Origin of the sequence: Amycolatopsis rubida, from assembly GCF_900115345.1 — a bacterium.
Lineage (GTDB): Bacteria > Actinomycetota > Actinomycetes > Mycobacteriales > Pseudonocardiaceae > Amycolatopsis > Amycolatopsis rubida.
The window spans coordinates 261,720-279,120 of sequence record NZ_FOWC01000005.1 but is presented as its reverse complement, the minus strand read 5'-3'; the positions used below and the strand labels follow the sequence as shown (position 1 = coordinate 279,120).

The window sequence follows — 17,401 nt, the reverse complement described above, 5'->3', positions numbered from 1 at the left end:
GCGCCTGAACCGAAGATGTCGGGTGCGCGACACCATTGTTTCAGTACGGGCCCACCCTTATAGTAGCTACTGTGAAAGTCTACTAGATTTCAGTAGCTTCCTGAAATAGGGGGGCGGTCATGGACACCTCAGCAGTACAGGCACCAGTACACCGAGCCATCGTGGTCGTCGACATCGAAGGGTCGACCACCCGCACGAACCCGGCTCGGGCCGGGCTCCGTTCGGTCCTGTTCGCCCTGCTCGACGAGGCGTTCCGGGCCGGCGGCATCACCGAGCAGTTCCGGGATCCGTTCGTGGACCGGGGCGACGGCGCGCTGTGCCTCGTCCGGCCCGTCGACGAGGTACCGAAGACGGTCCTGCTCGCCCGCGTGGTGCCCGCGCTGACCGAACTGCTCGCCCGGCACGGCGACCAGGACCCCGAACTGGCCTTCCGGCTGCGCGTGTCGGTGCACGCCGGCGAGGTGCACTACGACGCGCACGGGCCGTACGGCGAGGACATCGACATCGCCTGCCGTCTCCTCGACGCCCCTGACCTGAGACGCAGGCTGCGCAGCTCCTCGGGGCCGCTCGCGCTCGTCGTCTCGAACGCGATCCACCGGTCGGTCGTCCGGCACGGCTACGCCGGGATCGACCGCAGCTCCTTCGCACACGCCTTCCACGTGCGCGTCGGCGGGCAGCGGACCCGCGGCTGGGTCCGCACCACCGACGCCGTCCGGCCGGGAGCGGGACTGATCGCCTGACCGGTCCGGCCGACGACGAGGAGGGGGACCGCCGTGGAAGCGATCGGGTTCTGGCCGGCGCTGGGCGACGCGGACCGCGCGAAGTTCGAAGAGCTGTCCGTCCGCAAGGCTTACCGGCGCGGGGACGTCCTCTGCCGCGAAGGCGAGCGGGCCTCGGTGGTGCTTCTCCTCCTTGCCGGGCACGTCCGGATCACCAACGCGACGCCGGACGGGCGCGAGGTCGTGATCGGCGTCCGCGGCGCGGGCGAGGTGATCGGCGAACTGGCCGTGATCGACGGCGGACGGAGGTCGGCGACAGTGCAAGCGCTCGACGAACTGGACGTCCTGGTCGTGCCGGCCGCGCGGTTCGTCGCGCTGTGCCGGCGCGAGGCGGCGATTTCCTGGGCGCTGCTGCAAGTCCTGGCCGACCGGATGCGCGACGTCGGACGGCAATGGCTGGACATCGGCGGCGGGACGACCACCCGCCGCGTCGCCGCGCAGCTGATGCAGCTGGCGGTGCAGCACGGCGTGCGGCGAGGTACGGACATCGAAGTCGCGGTGCCCGGAACGCAAGCGGAACTCGCTATGACAGCGGCGATTTCGCGCGAATCGTGGGCAAGGGTGACGCGGGAACTCCGCCGCCAGGGGGTGATCAGCACCGCGCGCGGCCAGGTGACCGTTCACCGGCTCGCGGAATTGCGCAGGCTCGCCCGCTGAAACGTGTCAGCTGACACAGATTTCCCGGTGCCGCCGGGGTTTTCTGGAAGCACACCACCGAGGGAGGCAGTCATGGAACCGTTTCTTCCCGCTCCTCAGCCGGTTCGCTGGCGTCGGGGGGTGTACGCGGCAGCTCTGGTCGTCCCGTTCACCGTCGCTCAGGTGTGGGCGCTGCTGGTGTTGCTGAGCCTCGGATCGCTCCACGGTCTCGTCGGACAGGCCTTCCTGGTGACCCTCGCCGGCTCCGTCGTCGCGACGGCGATCGGATGGCGGTGGGTATGGCGGCTGGGTTCGGAACGCAAGCGGGTGCGGGCGCGCGAGGAGATGCGCAGGCGGGCGTACGAGAACACGCGCGAATTCGGGCGGGAGAACCTGCGCGAACCGCGGATAGCGGCGCGGACATGACCACCGTGCTGGCCGCCGCGCAGAGCGGCGGGCAAGGCGTGCCGGCGGCGGTGCTCGTGCTCGCTCTGGTCGTGCTGATCGCGGTGGTCCGGGTGCTGCGCTGGATCGCCGGGCTGGCGGTGCGGCTGGCCGCCTCGGCCGCGGCGATCGCCGGACTGGTCGTCGGGGCGGCGGGCGTCGGCGGGCTGGCGACCCTGACCGCGGTGGCGATGGCGGCCTCGAAGTGAGTGTGGACACCGGTTCCGCCGCGGGGCAGACTCGCCCGCATGCCCACGACCGGAAAGCGAATCTTCGCGGTGCTCTCCGCGGCCGCGCTGGTGTCCACGGCCGGGGCGGCCACCGCCTCGGCCGCCGTTCCCACTCCTAAATCGCCGGTCGCGACCGGCTACCTCGGCGCGGTGTCGAGCATCGACGCCGACGCCACGGCCATCGGCACGCAGGTGCTGCGCGGTGGCGGAAACGCCGTCGACGCGGCGGTCGCCGTCGCGGCCGCACTCGGCGTCACGGACCCGTTCTCGGCCGGCATCGGCGGGGGCGGGTTCTTCGTGTACTACGACGCGAAAACCGGCAAGGTCCACACGCTCGACGGCCGCGAAACCGCGCCCAAGACCGCGGACGAGAACCTGTTCGTGGAGAACGGCAAACCGCTGCCGTTCGCGGACGCGGTGACCAGCGGATTGAGCGTGGGTGTGCCCGGCACTCCGGCTACCTGGCGCGACGCGTTGCGCAAGTGGGGGACGCGTTCGCTGGCGCAGTCGATCGCTCCGGCGGCGCGGCTGGCGGACGAGGGGTTCGTGGTTGACCAGACATTCCATGATCAGGTCGCGCACAACGCTGATCGGTTCGCCGCGTTTCCTGCTACCCGGTCGTTGTACCTGCCCGGCGGACAGCCGCCGGCCCCGGGGACGGTGTTCCGGAATCCGGATCTGGCCGCTACTTACGGGCAGGTGGCACGGCGGGGGACCGATGTGCTGTACCGAGGGGAGATCGGGGCGGATATCGCCCGGACTGTGCAGCGGCCGCCGGTCGATCCGGCTTCTTCGCTGAAGGTGCGGCCGGGGAAGCTTTCTGTTTCCGATCTCGCGGCATATCAGGCTGTCGAGCGGGTGCCGACGCACACGCAGTACCGCGGGTTGGACGTTTACGGGATGCCCGCTCCTTCGTCCGGCGGGCTCACTGTTGGCGAGGCTTTGAATATTCTGGAGAATTACGATCTTCGCGGGGCCAGCAAGGCTGATTATCTGCAGTATTTCCTGGAGGCGTCGCGGTATGCGTTCGCTGATCGGAATCGGTGGATCGGGGATCCTGCTTTTGTCGACGTGCCTGCCCGGGAGTTGCTCAGCCAGGGGTTCGCGGACAGCCGGGCTTGTTTGATCTCCCGGGATCACGCCGCGACCAGTCCGGTCGCGCCTGCCGACCCTCGGCATCCGCAGCCGTGCGCGGCGGGTTCGACCGGTGCGCCCACGCCGTATGAGGGGGAGAACACCACTCACCTGACTGTGGCCGACCGGTGGGGGAATGTCGTCGCTTACACGCTGACTATCGAGCAGGAGGGCGGCAGCGGGATCGTTGTTCCCGGGCGCGGATTCCTGCTCAACAACGAGTTGACCGACTTTTCGTTCGTGCCGGTCACGCCCGGGGTTCCGGATCCCAATCTGCCCGGGCCTGGGAAGCGGCCGCGGTCGTCGATGGCTCCCACCGTGGTTCTGCGGCACGGGAAGCCGTTCTTCGCGGCCGGGTCGCCTGGGGGCGCGTCGATTATCACGACGGTGCTGCAGGTCGTTTTGGGGCGGGTTGATCGCGGCTTGTCGTTGGAGGACGCGATTGCCGCGCCTCGGGCTTCTCAGCGGAATTCCGCCAAGGCCGATGTCGAGGCCGGGTTCTTGGCTCAGCCCGAGACTGCGGATCTGCAGCGGCGGGGACAGGTGTTTTCGGCTTCTCCCGCGGAGATCGGGGCCGCTACCGGGGTTGAGCATTTGCGGGACGGGTGGTGGGTCGCCGCCGCCGAGCCGGTGAGGCGGGGGCAGGGGGCGGCTCAGGTCGTGGTGCCTCGGCGGTGGCCTGGGGAGGGGTGAGTCGGCTCGTCGCCTGGGGGCGACATTGCCGTGGTCTTGGCGTGGGGCACCCCGAAGCCCGATTGTGCTGACGGGCGGCGGGTGCTTGTCAAGGCGGGAAAGATGCCTTGACAAGCACCCGCCGCCCGCAGGGAGGCTTCGTATCGGGGTGCGGGGGAGGGGCTGGGTGCCTCGATGGTGGGGTGCGTCGGTTGCGGTGGGTGCGAGGGGTGTGCGCGGGTTCTCGTGCGCGGAGCGGGCTGGTGACGGTGCGGGGTGGCGGGGTGCGGGTAGCGCCCCGATGCGGCGTTGGGTGCATGGAGGCGCATCACGGCGGGGGCACCGGGCGGGAGGGCGGTCCGTGAAGGTTCCCCTCACGGACCGGTGGAGGGTCGTGAGGGGAACCCGGCGGGAATCAGAGTCAATGAGGGTGGCCTCACGGACAGCGGGCGGGTGCGGCCGGAGGGTCAGGCCAAGAACGGCCGCGGGCGGGGGTCAGCTGGCGGAGAGCTGGCGTTTCACCTCGGCGGCGACGCGAGAGCCTTCGGCGCGGCCGGCGATCTTCGGCTGCACAGCCTTCATCACCGCGCCCATTCCGGCCATCCCGGAAGCGCCGGTTTCCGTCACTGCCTCGGTGACCAGGGTGCGCAGCTCGTCGTCCGAGAGCTGGGCGGGCAGGTACGCGGTGAGGACCTCTGCCTCGGCTCGTTCGCGTTCCGCGGACTCCGCGCGGCCTGCCTTCTCGAAGGCCTCGGCGGCGTCGCGGCGTTTCTTCACCTCTCGGGTGATGATTTTCCGCACCTCGTCGTCGGAGAGTTCGCGAGCGCTGTCGCCCGCGGTTTCTTCGTAGCCGATCGCCGAGAGGGTCAGCCGCAGCGTCGCCGAGCGCAGCTGGTCCCTGGCTTTGATCGCGGTCGTCAGGTCGTCGTGCAGGGTCGCCTTCAGCGTGGTCATGTACCCGATCCTGGCGCCCGCCGCGGCGGGCTGCCCGCGCCGCGCCGTCGATGCGGGGGTCTTCTAGACTCGCTTCCGATGTCCGACCAGCCTGAAATCCCCTTTTCCCTTCCGGAGGCGCGGTGATGCGTATCGTTTTCGCCGGCACCCCGGAGCCTGCCGTGCCGTCGTTGCGCGCGCTGATCGAGTCCGAGCGGCACGAGGTCGTCGCGGTCGTCACGCGGCCGGACGCCCAGGCCGGGCGCGGGCGCAAGGTGCTGCGGTCCCCGGTGGGCACGCTCGCCGACGAGCACGGCATCGAGGTGCTCACGCCCTCGCGCGCCGGCGATCCGGCGTTTCTCGCCCGGTTGCGCGAGCTGGCGCCGGACGTCTGCCCGGTCGTCGCGTACGGGGCGTTGCTGCCGCAGTCCGCGCTCGACATCCCCGCGCACGGCTGGGTCAACCTGCACTTCTCGCTGCTGCCCGCGTGGCGCGGCGCGGCTCCGGTGCAGGCGGCGATCCGGGCGGGGGACGAGATGACCGGCGCGTCCACCTTCCGGATCGTGAAGGAACTCGACGCGGGGCCGGTGTTCGGCGTGGTGACCGAGCCGATCGGGCCGGACGACACGTCCGGCGCGCTGCTGGGCAGGCTCGCCGAGTCCGGGGCGCACCTGCTGGTGTCCACCGTGGACGGGATCGAGGACGGCACGCTCCGCGCGGTCGAGCAGCCGGGCGAGGGCATGAGCTACGCGCCGAAGGTGACCGTCGAGGACGCGCGCGTGTCGTTCGCCGACCCGGCTTCGGCGGTCGACCGGCACATCCGTTCGGTGACGCCGGATCCCGGCGCGTGGGCGGAGTTCCGCGGCGAGCGGTTCAAGCTGGGGCCGGTCACCGTGCTCGACGAACCCGGTCCGCGGCCGGGCGAGCTGGTGGTCGAGCGCAAGCGCGTGCTCGTGGGCACGGCGACGAAACCGGTGCGGCTGGGCGAGGTCCAGGCGGCGGGCAAGAAACGGATGGCGGCCACCGACTGGGCGCGCGGCACGAGGATCGACGAAGGAGAGCGCCTCCAGTGAACGAGCGTGGAGAACGGCGGCCGTCACGGCCGCAGCGGGGCCGTCCGGCTCCGCGCAAACAGGGACCGCGGCGTCCGCCGGAGATCGACCCGGCCCGCCAGGTCGCGTTCGACGTGCTGCGCGCTGTCCGCGAGAAGGACGCGTACGCCAACCTCGTCCTCCCGCAGCTGCTGCGGGAACGCCGGGTGAGCGGCCGCGACGCCGCGCTGGCCACCGAACTGACCTACGGTTCCGCCCGCGCGCAGGGCCTGCTCGACGCGGTGATCGCCGCGTGCGCCGACCGGCCGATCGAGAAGACCGACCCGGTGGTCCTCGACGCGCTGCGGCTCGGCGTCTACCAGCTGCTGCGCACCCGGATCCCGGAGCACGCCGCTGTCGGGTCCACTGTGGACCTCGTGCGCGCCGAAGCCGGTTCGTGGGCAACAGGGTTCACGAACGCCATCCTGCGCGCGGTGTCCACAAAGGACGAAGCGCAGTGGCTCGACGAACTGACGCCGGACGAGGCCGCCGACCCGATCGGCGCGTACGCGCTCCGCACCGCGCACCCGCGCTGGGTCGCCCGGTCGTTCGCGGAAGCACTGGGGGACAAGGGAGCTGAGCTGAAGGCCGCCCTCGAAGCGGACGACGCCCGCCCCGAGGTGCACCTGGTCGCCCGTCCCGGCGAGATCAGCGCCGGCGAACTGGCCGCCGTCACCGGCGGCGACCCCGCGCCGTACTCGCCCTACGGCGTCCACCTGCCCGCGGGCGCGGGCGACCCGGCCGATGCCGAACCGATCCGCGAACGCCTCGCCGCGGTGCAGGACGAAGGCAGCCAGCTGTGCGCCATCGCCGTCACGAAGGCCCCGTTGGAGGGCTCCGACGAGCGCTGGCTGGACCTGTGCGCGGGCCCCGGCGGCAAAGCGGCCCTGCTCGGCGCGCTGGCCAAGATCAGCGGCGCGCACGTGGACGCCGTCGAGAAGGCCCCGCACCGAGCCCGGCTGATCGAGAACGCGACCGAGGGCCTGCCGGTCGCCGTGCACGTCGCCGACGGCCGCGAGTCCGGTCTCGAACCGGGTTACGACCGGATCCTGGTCGACGCGCCGTGCAGCGGCCTTGGCGCACTGCGCCGACGCCCCGAGGCCCGGTGGCGCCGCAAGCCGTCGGACGTCGCGGACCTCACCAAGCTGCAAGGCCAACTGCTGATGGCCGCGCTGGACCTGGTGCGTCCGGGCGGCATCGTCACCTACGTCGTGTGCTCGCCGCACCTGGCCGAAACCGAAGGCGTGGTAGGCGAAACCGCCCGCCGGACCAAGTCCGGGATCGTCGACGCCCGGGAGTTCTTCCCCGGCGTCCCGCAGCTCGGCGACGGCCCGTACGTCCAGCTGTGGCCCCACCGGCACGGCACCGACGCGATGTTCTGCGCGGTGCTGCGCAAACCGTGACAGATCTAGGTTTGGTCGCCAGCTCGTGCGGCGGACTGGACACCCGGTTCACCGACGAGCTGGCGAAACCCGCGGTCGCCCGAGGCTGGCGGCTCGCCGTCACCCTCACGCCCACGGCCTGGGGCTGGCTGAAAGCGACCGGCGGTCTGGGCGAGCTGGAAGCCACCACGGACCTTCCGGTGCGCAGCACGTCCCGGCTTCCCGGCGAACCGCGTCCGCATCCGGACCCGAAGGTGTTCCTCTTCGCGCCCGCGTCGGCGAACTCGGTGGCGAAGCTGGCGCTGGGGATCGCCGACAACCAGGCGCTCACGCTGCTCGGCGATGTCCTTGGCGCACCAGGGATCACCATCGTGCTGGCCTACCAGATCCAGCCGACCCGGGAGCACCATCCGGCCTGGCGGCGGCATCTGGACACCCTGACCGAAGCTGGCGTCCGGCTGCACCGGCTCGACCCGCGCCGCCCCTGGTCGGAATCTCTCGATCTGCTGCCCTCGCCCGCGTAAAAAGCCGTGAGCGGGACTCAGCGTCCCGCAGAGTTCCCCTCACGGACTTTCAGGCTCAGCGCAGGCGAAGAGCGTGCTTCACCGTGCCGAACAGGTCGGTCTGGTTGGTCAGCCCGACGACGTTCGCCGCCTGCGGCCCGTAAGCCGCGATGCGGACCTGCGTCCCGGTGTGCTCCATCGAAGAACCCGGCAGCGCGGTCCCGTAGTTGAGGGTCATGTTCGCCCCCTCATTGGTGATCAGTGTGGCGGTCTGCCCGGGCGTCTTGGCGTCGTTGGACACGATCTGGCTGGTGTGCCCGTGATCCGCGGTCACCACGACGAGCGTGTCGGTGTGGCTGCGCGCATACGCGAGCCCGGCCGCGACAGCGGCGTCGAAGTCGATCGTCTCGCCGATCTGCCCGCACGGGTCGGCAGCGTGGTCCTGTTTGTCGATCGACGCGCCCTCCACCTGGAGGAAGAACCCCTTGTTGCTGCGCCGGTCCTCCAGCAGCTGCAACGCCTTCTGCGTCTGCGCGACCAGCTTCGGCTGCGTTTTCGGCAGAGCCGGGTTCGGAGCGCAGCGGGTCGGCGCGGTGCCGCCCTGCCTGGCCCCCGGGCCGGTCCAGTTCACCGGCAGGTTGCCCGGCGCGAACAGGCCGAGCAGCGGCTGGCCGGGACGGGCCTTGGCCAGGTCGTCGGCGGTACTGGCCACCGTGTATCCGGCGGCCTTGGCCTGCTCCAGCACCGGCTTGCCCTGGAACTTCCCGGCGGTCGCCAACTGGGCGAAGTACTTCGCGCCGCCGCCGAGGAGCACGTCCGGGCGGGTCTGCACGAGCTGCTCGGAGATCGAGCCCGCGCCGCCGTTCTCCTTGGCGTTCTGCGCGCACTTCTTGGTCGTCTCGTCCGGGCCCTTGCAGTCGCGGTCGACCACGTGCGCGCCGAGCACCGCCGGGGTCGCGTCCTGGACCTCGGCGGTGGTCACGTCGCCGGTGCGCAGGCCGCCGCGCTTGGCGAGCTCGAGCAGAGTCGGGACCGGGTTGCCGTAGGCATCCACGGAGATCGCGCCGTTGTAGGTCTTCGTGCCCGTCGCCCAGCCCGTGCCCGACGCCGCGGAGTCGGTGACGTAGTCCGGCTTCGCCGGGTTGCCCTTCTCGACCGCGTACGTGGTGTAGTCGCCGGTCAGCGGGAACTCGTCCATCGCGAGCCGGCCCGCCGCGCCGCGCTCGTAGTTGCGCGCCGAGGTGATCTCGGACTGGCCCATGCCGTCGCCGATGAACAGGATGACGTTGCGCGCGTGCCCGCCCTGGATCGCCTGGCGGACCTCCTGCGTGCGGTCGCCCGCGCCGGCCGAAGCGGCGCGCGCGCCCTGGTCGTCCTGGTTGCCCTGCGCGGCGATCGCGACCGGGGCGGCGGCGACCATCGCGACGCCCAGCGCGCCCGCGGCCAGCCACTTGCGGCGGCCTGCCAAGACGGTTCTCATGATTCTCCTCGGGGTGCTTCTCGTCCGGAACTTCCGGTAGTGACCCATTAGTGCTCGCCGATGTGTTCGACGCGGAGAATCCGGATGAGCACCCGGTGTCCGGAACGCGAACTCCCGTGCGGTCACGGCCGGTGAACAGCCGGGAACCGGGTCCTCCTACACTCGGATCGTGGCTTCACCTCTCATCGCACCCAGCATCCTGTCCGCCGACTTCGCCAAGCTCGGCGAGGAGATCGCGGCCGTCGCGCACCCCGGGCCGACCCGGGCCGACTGGGTGCACGTGGACGTCATGGACGCGCACTTCGTGCCCAACCTGACCCTCGGCCTGCCGGTGGTCCAGTCGCTGCTGAAGTCCACCGACGTCCCGATCGACTGCCACCTGATGATCGACGACCCGGACCGCTGGGCGATCGGGTACGCCGAGGCCGGCGCCTACAACGTCACGGTGCACGTGGAAGCCGCCGCGGACCCGGTCATGCTGGCGAAGAACCTGCGTGCCGCGGGCGCGAAGGCCGGTCTGTCGGTCAAGCCGGGCACGCCGCTCGAACCGCATCTGGAAACGCTGAAGCACTACGACACGCTGCTGGTCATGTCGGTCGAACCGGGCTTCGGCGGGCAGTCGTTCATCGCCGACGTGCTGGAGAAGGTGCGCACCGCGCGCCGGCTGGCCGACACCGGGCACCTCAAGCTGATCGTCGAGATCGACGGCGGGATCAACTCCGACACCATCGAACAGGCCGCCGAAGCGGGCGTCGACTGCTTCGTCGCGGGCTCGGCCGTCTACGGGGCCGAAGACCCGGGCCGCGCCGTCGCCGCCCTGCGCGAACAGGCCGCCCGCGTCCGCGTCAGCTGACGCTCCGGCCCGGGAAGCTCCCGGGGCCGGGCGGGTGTTGGATGGAGGGGCCACCGAAGACGGTGGCCGGGCGAGGGAGGCAGCAGTGTTCACGGGAATTGTCGAAGAGGTCGGCGAGGTCACCGCGGTCGAGCAGCTCACCGACGCGGCTCGGCTCACCGTGCGCGGCCCGCTGGTCACCTCGGACGCCGGCCACGGCGATTCGATCGCGGTCAGCGGCGTCTGCCTGACCGTGGTCACGGTCTCCGGCGGCGAGTTCACCGTCGATGTGGTGAACGAAACACTTCAGCGTTCGAGCCTCGCGAAGGTGGCCGTCGGCGACGCGGTGAACCTCGAACGCGCGACCCCGGCCGGCGGGCGGCTCGGCGGGCACATCATGCAGGGCCACGTGGACGGCACCGGCGTCTTCGTCTCCCGCGACGAGCGCGGGGTGACGACGTTCTCCCTGCCCCCGGCCTTGTCGCGGTACGTGGTGGAGAAGGGTTCGATCGCCGTCGACGGCGTTTCGCTCACCGTCGCGAGCATCGCCGAGGACCGGTTTTCGGTCGCTTTGATCCCCACCACGCTCGAAGCGACGACGCTCGGCAGGCGGGAAGAAGGCGACCACGTGAACCTCGAAGTGGACGTCGTCGCGAAGTACGTGGAGAAGCTCACTGCGCCACACGTGGCGGCGAACGCGCACAATGTGTGACATCCACCCGGCGGCGGCAGCGAAGGAGCACCCGTGAGCGAGACGAAGGCGGCCGAGCCGCAGACCGGTTGGACCCCGTGCGGGGCAGGCGCGGTGGTAGACGTCGACGCCATCGAAGCCGCGATCGCGGACATCGCCGCCGGGCGCGCGGTGGTCGTCGTCGACGACGAGGACCGCGAGAACGAGGGCGACCTCATCTTCGCCGCCGAGAAGGCGACGCCGGAGCTGCTCGCCTTCATGGTGCGCTACACCTCGGGCTACATCTGCGTGCCGTTGACCGAGTCCGAGGCGGACCGGCTGGACCTGCCGCCGATGTTCCACACGAACCAGGACGCCCGCGGCACCGCCTACAGCGTGACCGTGGACGCGGCCGAGGGCATCAGCACCGGCATCTCGGCGGTGGACCGGGCGCACACCATCCGGCTGCTGGCCGACCCCGCAGCCACCGCGAAGGACTTCCGCCGCCCCGGGCACGTGGTGCCGTTGCGCGCCAAGGAGGGCGGCGTGCTGCGCCGTCCCGGCCACACCGAGGCGGCGATCGACCTGGCCCGGCTGGCCGGGCTGCACCCGGCGGGCGTGCTCTGCGAGATCGTGTCGCAGAAGGACGAGGGCGACATGGCCCGCCGCGACGAGCTGGAAGTGTTCGCCGCCGACCACGACCTCAAGATGATCTCCATCGCGGATCTGATCGCTTACCGGCGGCGCACCGAGAAGCAGGTGGAGCGGGTCGCCGAGGCGCGGATCCCGCTGTCCGCGGGCGAGTTCCGCGCGGTCGGGTACGACAGTCTGCTCGACGGGATCGAGCACGTCGCCTTCGTGTACGGCGAGGTCGGCGACGGCGAGGACATCCTGGTCCGGGTGCACTCCGAATGCCTCACCGGCGACGTTTTCGGCTCGCTGCGCTGCGATTGCGGCCCGCAGCTGGACGCCGCGCTGCAGAAGGTGGCCGACGAGGGCCGCGGGGTCGTGCTGTACATCCGCGGGCACGAGGGCCGCGGCATCGGCCTGCTGCACAAGCTGCAGGCCTACCAGCTGCAGGACGCGGGCGCGGACACCGTCGACGCGAACCTGGCGCTGGGCGTCCCGGCGGACGCGCGCGACTACGGCACCGGCGCGCAGATCCTGTGCGACCTCGGCGTCCGGTCGATGCGGCTGCTCACGAACAACCCGGCGAAGCGGGTCGGTCTTGAGGGCTACGGCCTGCGCGTCACCGGCCGGGTCGCGCTGCCGATCTCGCCGAACCCGGAAAACCTGCGGTACCTGCGCACCAAGCGCGACCGGATGGGGCACGACCTCAGCCAGCTGGAGCATTACGACCAGGTCGGCGCGACCGATCAGGGCACCGAGGAGGACACCACGCGATGAGCGGCGAGGGGCGGCCGGAAGCCGCGCTCGACCTGCGCGACTGCAAGTCCCTGCGGCTGGCGGTCGTCGCGACGCGGTGGAACGCGAAGATCACCGACGTGCTGCTGGAGCGCGCGCTCGCCGCGGCGAAGGACGCTGAGCTGGAGGAAGAGCCCACGGTCGTCCGCGTCGCGGGCGCGGTGGAGCTTCCGGTCGCGGCGCAGGCGCTCGCGCGCAACCACGACGCGGTCGTCGCGCTGGGCGTCGTGATCCGCGGCGGCACCCCGCACTTCGAGTACGTGTGCGACGCGGTCACCGCCGGCCTCACCCGGGTCGCGCTCGACGAGAGCACCCCGGTCGGCAACGGCGTTTTGACCTGCGACACCGAACAGCAGGCGCTGGACCGCTCCGGCATGCCCGGCTCCGTGGAGGACAAGGGCTACGAGGCGGCTGTGGCGGCGCTCGACACCGCGCACGTGCTGCGCGGCCTTGGCAAGCCGTGGACCGAGCGGGGATTCGTGTGAGCGTGATGACCGAGCAGCAGACCACCCTCGTGATCCGGCCGCGCCGGGCGCTGGTCATGTGCAGCGTGCTGGCGGTGGCGCTGCTCGCGGCGTTCGTCGTGGTGGCGGTCCTGCTGCGCAGCTCGCACACCGGCGTCGTGTTCGAGGCGTCGGACCAGATCGCGATGATCGGCATCGGCGTCGCGCTGTCGGCGGGCACGATGCTGTTCGGCAACGCCCGCGTCCGCGCGGACGCCACCGGCATCGAGGTCCGCAACGTGCTGGCGCGGCGGGTGTTCACCTGGGATCAGGTGCTGTCGATCAGCTTCCCGGACGGTGCCTCGTGGGCGCGGCTGGAACTGCCGGACGACGAGTACTTCTCGGTGATGGCGGTGCAGGCGGTGGACCGCGAACGCGCGGTGACCGCGGTGCGCGCGCTGCGGAAGCTGCACCGGGCCGCCACCGGAGCGTGAAGTTCTTGCCAGCTCGCTGGTGACGGCCGCGACACGCGCCGAAATGCGGTGCCGCTTCGCTGGTGCGCCATGACGCGCATTTACGAGCAGATCGGCGGCGAGGACGGTCTCGTCAGTGGACGACTTCTCCCCTCGCGGGCCCGGACCTCGCGCCGTTCTTCCTCGGCACGAGCCTGCCGCGGCTCAAGGGCAGGTGGAGTTCTTCGCCGCCGCGCTCGGCGGCCCGCACGAGCACCGCGGTCGCACGATGAAAGAGGTCCATCGCGGCCGCGGCATCGAGCGGCGGCACTTCGACCTGGTCGCGAAATACCTGATCGAAGCGCTGCTCGCGGCGGGCGTGCCGCAGCCCGCCGTGGACGCGATCGTCGGCGCGGTCGCTCCGCTGGCCGACGATGTCGTCGCGCCCGCGTGACCCGCGCTCAGCGCTCCAGATCCACCACGATCGGCGCGTGGTCCGAGGGACCCTTGCCCTTGCGGGCATTGCGGTCCACATAGGAATCCGTGACCGCCTTGGCGAACGCGTCGTTCGCGTACACCAGGTCGATCCGCATTCCCCTGTTGTTGGGGAAGTTTCCGCCGCGGTAGTCCCAGTAGGTGAACGGGTGCTCGTACTTCAGCGGGCGGGGGAAGACGTCCGAAAGCCCCTCGTCGCGCAGTTTCTTCAGCGCGGCCCGTTCCGGTTCGGTGACGTGCGTGGAATCGGCGAACACCGAGATGTCCCAGACGTCTTCGTCGGCGGGCGCCACGTTGAAATCGCCGAGCACCGCGAACGGCCGGTCCCGCGCCAGCTCCTCGGCGACCAGGACGCGCAGCTTCTCCAGCCACGTCAGTTTGTAGGCGTAGTGCGGGTTTTCCGGCTCGCGCCCGTTCGGCACGTACACCGACCAGATCCGGATCCCGCCGCACGTCGCGCCGATCGCACGGGCTTCGGCCCGCCCGTCGAAGCCGGGCTCGCCGGGCAGGCCGCGCACCACGTCGTCCAGTCCGATTTTCGAAAGGATCGCGACCCCGTTCCACCGGCCGAGCCCGTAGGCCGCGATCTCGTACCCGCGCGCGGCGATCTCCTCGGCGGGGAAGGCTTCGGTGGTGTTCTTGAGTTCCTGCAGGCACAGCACGTCCGGCGCGGTGCTGTCGAGCCAGTCGAGCACGCGGGGCAGGCGGGGAACGATCGAGTTGACGTTCCAGGTGGCGACGCGGACAGACATGGCGGGTGCGCTCCCTGAGCGGTCGGCGGGCGGGCCAAACCACGGTACGGCAGCGCGGTTCCGCGGCGGTCCGGGCGGGTCCGCGAACGACCCGCCCGGACCGGGAACGTCACACGCCCGCGGTGCTCCGGATCCACGAGCGGCTCGAAGCGACGCTCGCGTAGTTGTTGGTGCCGCGGGTGTTCGAACCGCTCTGGTTCTGCACCGTCGACGCGACGCCGACCTGCGCGCCGCCGGACAGTTCCGGTCCGCCGGAGTCGCCCTTCCACGCTGAGCCGTCGATGCCGACGCTCTGGATCGCGCGGCCGCCGTAGGCATCCGTCGACCGGCCGGTCACCTTGACGTTCGCCACCTTCAGCGCCGACGCGGGCGGTCCGCTCGGCGTGGTGCGGCCCCAGCCGTAGAGCTGGTTGGTGCTGCCGTTGGACGGGTCGGAGCTGCCGAGCGAGATCGGGCCCGCCGACGTGGACTGCGCGAGGTGCAGCAGCGCGATGTCGCCGTTGGGGGACTGCTCTTCGCGGTCGACGGCGATCTTGGTGCCGCCGTAGAGGGTGTTCGTGCCGACTCGGACGAACATGCCGGAGCCGTCCTGGTCGAGGCAGTGCACCGCGGTCATCACCCAGTCCGGGGCGATGACCGTGCCGGAGCAGTTGAAGCCCTGGAAGTCACGGCCGGGCGTGTTGACGTAGACCTGCGCGCCCCAGCTGACCGACGGCGCGGTGCTGCCGCCGATGATGCTCGGTTCGGCCGCGGTGGCGGCGCTGGGAACGGCGAACGAGAGCGCCGCGGCAGCGGTGAGGGCTGCGGCGGCGAAACGGGTACGCATGGCGGGTTTCCTTCGGGGAGGGGATCTCGGGAAAACCGAACGTAATCGCGCACTCACCGGCCAGGAACCGACGAACGTCGGAAACGTCCTGAACATTCGGATCGGCGGCAGGCGGCTCTGCCCAGGGGTCTCACCGAAACTGTCGGGCCCTCGCCATACAGTGGGGCACGTGGCTGATCCGACCACCTACCGACCTCAGCCGGGGAGCATCCCGGACTCGCCTGGCGTGTACAAGTTCCGCGACGACGCCAAGCGGGTCATCTACGTCGGCAAAGCGAAGAGCCTGCGCAGCAGGCTGAACTCGTACTTCGCCGACCTGTCCGGCCTTCATCCGCGCACGCGGCAGATGGTCACCACCGCGGCGAGCGTCGAATGGACCGTCGTCGGGACCGAGGTCGAGGCGCTCCAGCTGGAGTACAACTGGATCAAGGAATTCGACCCGCGGTTCAACGTCCGCTACCGGGACGACAAGAGCTATCCGGTCCTCGCGGTCACGATGAACGAGGAGTACCCCCGGCTGCACGTCTACCGCGGCGCGCGCAAGAAGGGCGTCCGCTACTTCGGGCCGTACGCGCACGCGTGGGCGATCCGCGAGACGCTCGATCTTCTCCTGCGCGTTTTCCCCGCTCGCACCTGTTCCGCCGGAGTCTTCCGCAGGCACGGGCAGATCGGGCGGCCGTGCCTGCTCGGCTACATCGACAAGTGCTCGGCTCCGTGCGTCGGCCGGGTGTCGGCGGACGAGCACCGGGCGATCGTCGAGGACTTCTGCGACTTCCTCGCCGGCCGCACGGACGCGATGATGAAGCGGCTCGAACGCGAGATGGCCGCCGCTTCCGAGGAGCTGGAGTTCGAGCGAGCCGCACGGCTGCGGGACGATCTGGGCGCGTTGCGGCGTGCGATGGAGAAGCAAGCCGTGGTCTTCGGCGACGGCACGGACGCCGATCTCGTCGCCTTCGCGCACGACGAACTGGAGGCCGCCGTCCAGGTGTTCCACGTGCGCGGCGGGCGCGTGCGCGGGCAGCGCGGCTGGGTGATCGACAAGGCCGAGGAAATGGACGTCCCGGCGCTGGTCGACCACTTCCTCACCCAGTTCTACGGCGAGGAATCCGACCGCGTGGGCCGCGACGACGTCGAGGCCGGTCCGGTCGTCCCGCGCGAGGTGCTGGTGCCGGAGCTGCCCGCCGACGCCGACGCGGTCGCCGAGTGGCTGTCCGGCCTGCGCGGGTCGCGGGTGCGGCTGCGGGTGGCGCAGCGCGGCGACAAGAAGGCGCTCGCGGAAACGGTGGAGCGCAACGCCAAGGAAGCGTTCACCCAGCACAAACTGCGCCGCGCGGGCGATCTCACCGCGCGGTCGGCGGCGCTGCAGGAGCTTCAGGACTACCTCGCGCTCGACAGCGCGCCGCTGCGCATCGAATGCATCGACATCAGCCACATCCAGGGCAGCGACGTCGTGGCGTCGCTGGTGGTGTTCGAGGACGGGCTGCCGCGCAAGTCCGAGTACCGCAAGTTCGCGCTGCGGGAGGCGGCGACCGAGGGCGACGTCGCGTCCATCGCCGAGGTCGTGCGGCGGCGATTCCACCGCTATCTCAAGGAAACGGCCGAAAACGCGGCTGAGACAACGGAAACCGCTGACGAGACCGTCGAGGAAGCAGGGGAGGAGGCAGTCCGGCCGGTGCGCGCCGGGATCGACCCGGAGACCGGCCGCCCGCGCAAGTTCGCGTACCCGCCGAACCTGCTGGTCGTCGACGGCGCGGGCCCGCAGGCCACCGCGGCCGCAGACGTGCTCGCCGAACTGGGCATCACCGACATCGCCGTCGTCGGGCTCGCGAAGCGGCTCGAAGAGGTGTGGCTGCCGGCGGAACCGGACCCGATGATCCTCCCGCGCACGTCCGACGCGCTGTATCTGCTGCAGCGGCTGCGCGACGAGGCGCACCGGTTCGCCATTCGCTACCACCGCGAAAAGCGCGCCAAGCGCATGCAGACGTCCGAATTGGACAGTGTGCCCGGACTCGGGCAGGCTCGGCGCACCGCGCTGATCAAGCACTTCGGCTCGGTGAAGAAGCTCAAACAGGCCCGGGTCGAGGAAATCGAAGCGGTGCCCGGTTTCGGCAGGCGCACTGCCGAGGCCGTGGTGGCGGCGCTGGCCGGGGAGACCGGCGCCGCGCCGCAGGCAGTGCCGGGAGGGGACCAGGGGTCGTGATCGGGAAGGAAGCGCAGACGTG

Annotated in this window: 19 protein-coding genes; 15 read left to right on the top strand and 4 right to left on the bottom strand. The window is 70.9% G+C overall.

Annotated features, from left to right (window positions below):
* Positions 1 to 119: 119 nt before the first annotated feature.
* The 5 genes from BM362_RS21765 (at position 120) to ggt (ending at position 3,916) form a co-directional block, all read left to right on the top strand.
* Positions 120 to 740, top strand: a complete 621-nt coding sequence (locus tag BM362_RS21765) for a hypothetical protein (RefSeq protein ID WP_067579248.1) — start codon at positions 120 to 122, stop codon at positions 738 to 740.
* Positions 741 to 773: 33 nt separating this feature from the next.
* Positions 774 to 1,436 (top strand): Crp/Fnr family transcriptional regulator, encoded by a 663-nt coding sequence (locus BM362_RS21760; protein ID WP_093574344.1) that lies wholly within the window; start codon positions 774 to 776, stop codon positions 1,434 to 1,436.
* A gap of 120 nt (positions 1,437 to 1,556) precedes the next feature.
* Positions 1,557 to 1,841, top strand: coding sequence for a hypothetical protein (locus BM362_RS49150; protein ID WP_244287230.1), 285 nt, complete (start codon positions 1,557 to 1,559; stop codon positions 1,839 to 1,841).
* Entirely contained in the window at positions 1,838 to 2,068 is a 231-nt protein-coding gene (locus BM362_RS21750; protein ID WP_093574343.1) for a hypothetical protein, read from the top strand. The genes BM362_RS49150 and BM362_RS21750 overlap by 4 nt, the downstream gene beginning before the upstream one ends.
* A gap of 39 nt (positions 2,069 to 2,107) precedes the next feature.
* Positions 2,108 to 3,916, top strand: coding sequence for a gamma-glutamyltransferase (ggt, locus tag BM362_RS21745; RefSeq protein WP_093574342.1), 1,809 nt, complete (start codon positions 2,108 to 2,110; stop codon positions 3,914 to 3,916).
* Positions 3,917 to 4,390: 474 nt separating this feature from the next.
* Here the strand turns inward: ggt and BM362_RS21740 are convergent, their stop codons facing one another.
* A complete protein-coding gene (locus BM362_RS21740) occupies positions 4,391 to 4,849 on the bottom strand; it encodes a GatB/YqeY domain-containing protein (protein ID WP_067579238.1) in 459 nt (152 codons plus the stop codon).
* A gap of 125 nt (positions 4,850 to 4,974) precedes the next feature.
* Between BM362_RS21740 and fmt the strand changes: the two genes are divergently transcribed.
* From fmt to BM362_RS21725, 3 genes are read left to right on the top strand one after another with little or no spacing between them, the layout of a single operon-like run.
* Complete coding sequence (fmt, locus tag BM362_RS21735; protein WP_093574341.1) at positions 4,975 to 5,901, top strand: methionyl-tRNA formyltransferase; 927 nt, start codon at positions 4,975 to 4,977, stop codon at positions 5,899 to 5,901.
* Positions 5,898 to 7,322 (top strand): RsmB/NOP family class I SAM-dependent RNA methyltransferase, encoded by a 1,425-nt coding sequence (locus BM362_RS21730; RefSeq protein WP_093574340.1) that lies wholly within the window; start codon positions 5,898 to 5,900, stop codon positions 7,320 to 7,322. The genes fmt and BM362_RS21730 overlap by 4 nt, the downstream gene beginning before the upstream one ends.
* Positions 7,319 to 7,825 carry a flavoprotein gene (locus tag BM362_RS21725; protein WP_067579233.1) on the top strand — a complete coding sequence of 169 codons (507 nt, stop codon included), beginning with the start codon at positions 7,319 to 7,321 and terminating at the stop codon, positions 7,823 to 7,825. Before BM362_RS21730 ends, BM362_RS21725 begins: the two co-directional genes overlap by 4 nt.
* 55 nt (positions 7,826 to 7,880) lie before the next feature.
* On the opposite strand, the gene phoA is transcribed toward BM362_RS21725, so the two are convergent.
* A complete protein-coding gene (gene phoA, locus BM362_RS21720; RefSeq protein ID WP_093574339.1) occupies positions 7,881 to 9,284 on the bottom strand; it encodes an alkaline phosphatase in 1,404 nt (467 codons plus the stop codon).
* Between the two features lie 166 nt (positions 9,285 to 9,450).
* On the opposite strand from phoA, the gene rpe reads away from it, so the two are divergent.
* From rpe to BM362_RS21690, 6 genes are all read left to right on the top strand, one after another.
* On the top strand, positions 9,451 to 10,137 hold the full coding sequence (gene rpe, locus BM362_RS21715; RefSeq protein ID WP_093574338.1) for a ribulose-phosphate 3-epimerase: 687 nt from the start codon (positions 9,451 to 9,453) through the stop codon (positions 10,135 to 10,137).
* A gap of 85 nt (positions 10,138 to 10,222) precedes the next feature.
* On the top strand, positions 10,223 to 10,828 hold the full coding sequence (locus BM362_RS21710; protein WP_067579227.1) for a riboflavin synthase: 606 nt from the start codon (positions 10,223 to 10,225) through the stop codon (positions 10,826 to 10,828).
* A gap of 93 nt (positions 10,829 to 10,921) precedes the next feature.
* The gene (locus BM362_RS21705; RefSeq protein WP_198545279.1) at positions 10,922 to 12,193 is read left to right on the top strand and encodes a bifunctional 3,4-dihydroxy-2-butanone-4-phosphate synthase/GTP cyclohydrolase II; all 1,272 of its coding nucleotides are present in this window, start codon (positions 10,922 to 10,924) and stop codon (positions 12,191 to 12,193) included.
* The gene (gene ribH, locus BM362_RS21700; RefSeq protein ID WP_067579223.1) at positions 12,190 to 12,696 is read left to right on the top strand and encodes a 6,7-dimethyl-8-ribityllumazine synthase; all 507 of its coding nucleotides are present in this window, start codon (positions 12,190 to 12,192) and stop codon (positions 12,694 to 12,696) included. Before BM362_RS21705 ends, ribH begins: the two co-directional genes overlap by 4 nt.
* A gap of 5 nt (positions 12,697 to 12,701) precedes the next feature.
* Complete coding sequence (locus tag BM362_RS21695; protein WP_067580137.1) at positions 12,702 to 13,148, top strand: PH domain-containing protein; 447 nt, start codon at positions 12,702 to 12,704, stop codon at positions 13,146 to 13,148.
* Positions 13,149 to 13,263: 115 nt separating this feature from the next.
* The gene (locus tag BM362_RS21690; RefSeq protein WP_244287229.1) at positions 13,264 to 13,560 is read left to right on the top strand and encodes a group I truncated hemoglobin; all 297 of its coding nucleotides are present in this window, start codon (positions 13,264 to 13,266) and stop codon (positions 13,558 to 13,560) included.
* 7 nt (positions 13,561 to 13,567) lie between these two features.
* On the opposite strand, the gene BM362_RS21685 is transcribed toward BM362_RS21690, so the two are convergent.
* Together BM362_RS21685 and BM362_RS21680 are read right to left on the bottom strand one after the other, a co-directional pair.
* A complete protein-coding gene (locus BM362_RS21685; protein WP_067579222.1) occupies positions 13,568 to 14,353 on the bottom strand; it encodes an exodeoxyribonuclease III in 786 nt (261 codons plus the stop codon).
* A gap of 109 nt (positions 14,354 to 14,462) precedes the next feature.
* Positions 14,463 to 15,179, bottom strand: coding sequence for a S1 family peptidase (locus tag BM362_RS21680; protein ID WP_093574337.1), 717 nt, complete (start codon positions 15,177 to 15,179; stop codon positions 14,463 to 14,465).
* Positions 15,180 to 15,348: 169 nt separating this feature from the next.
* Between BM362_RS21680 and uvrC the strand changes: the two genes are divergently transcribed.
* On the top strand, positions 15,349 to 17,379 hold the full coding sequence (gene uvrC, locus BM362_RS21675) for an excinuclease ABC subunit UvrC (RefSeq protein ID WP_093574336.1): 2,031 nt from the start codon (positions 15,349 to 15,351) through the stop codon (positions 17,377 to 17,379).
* The last annotated feature ends 22 nt before the right edge of the window (positions 17,380 to 17,401 follow it).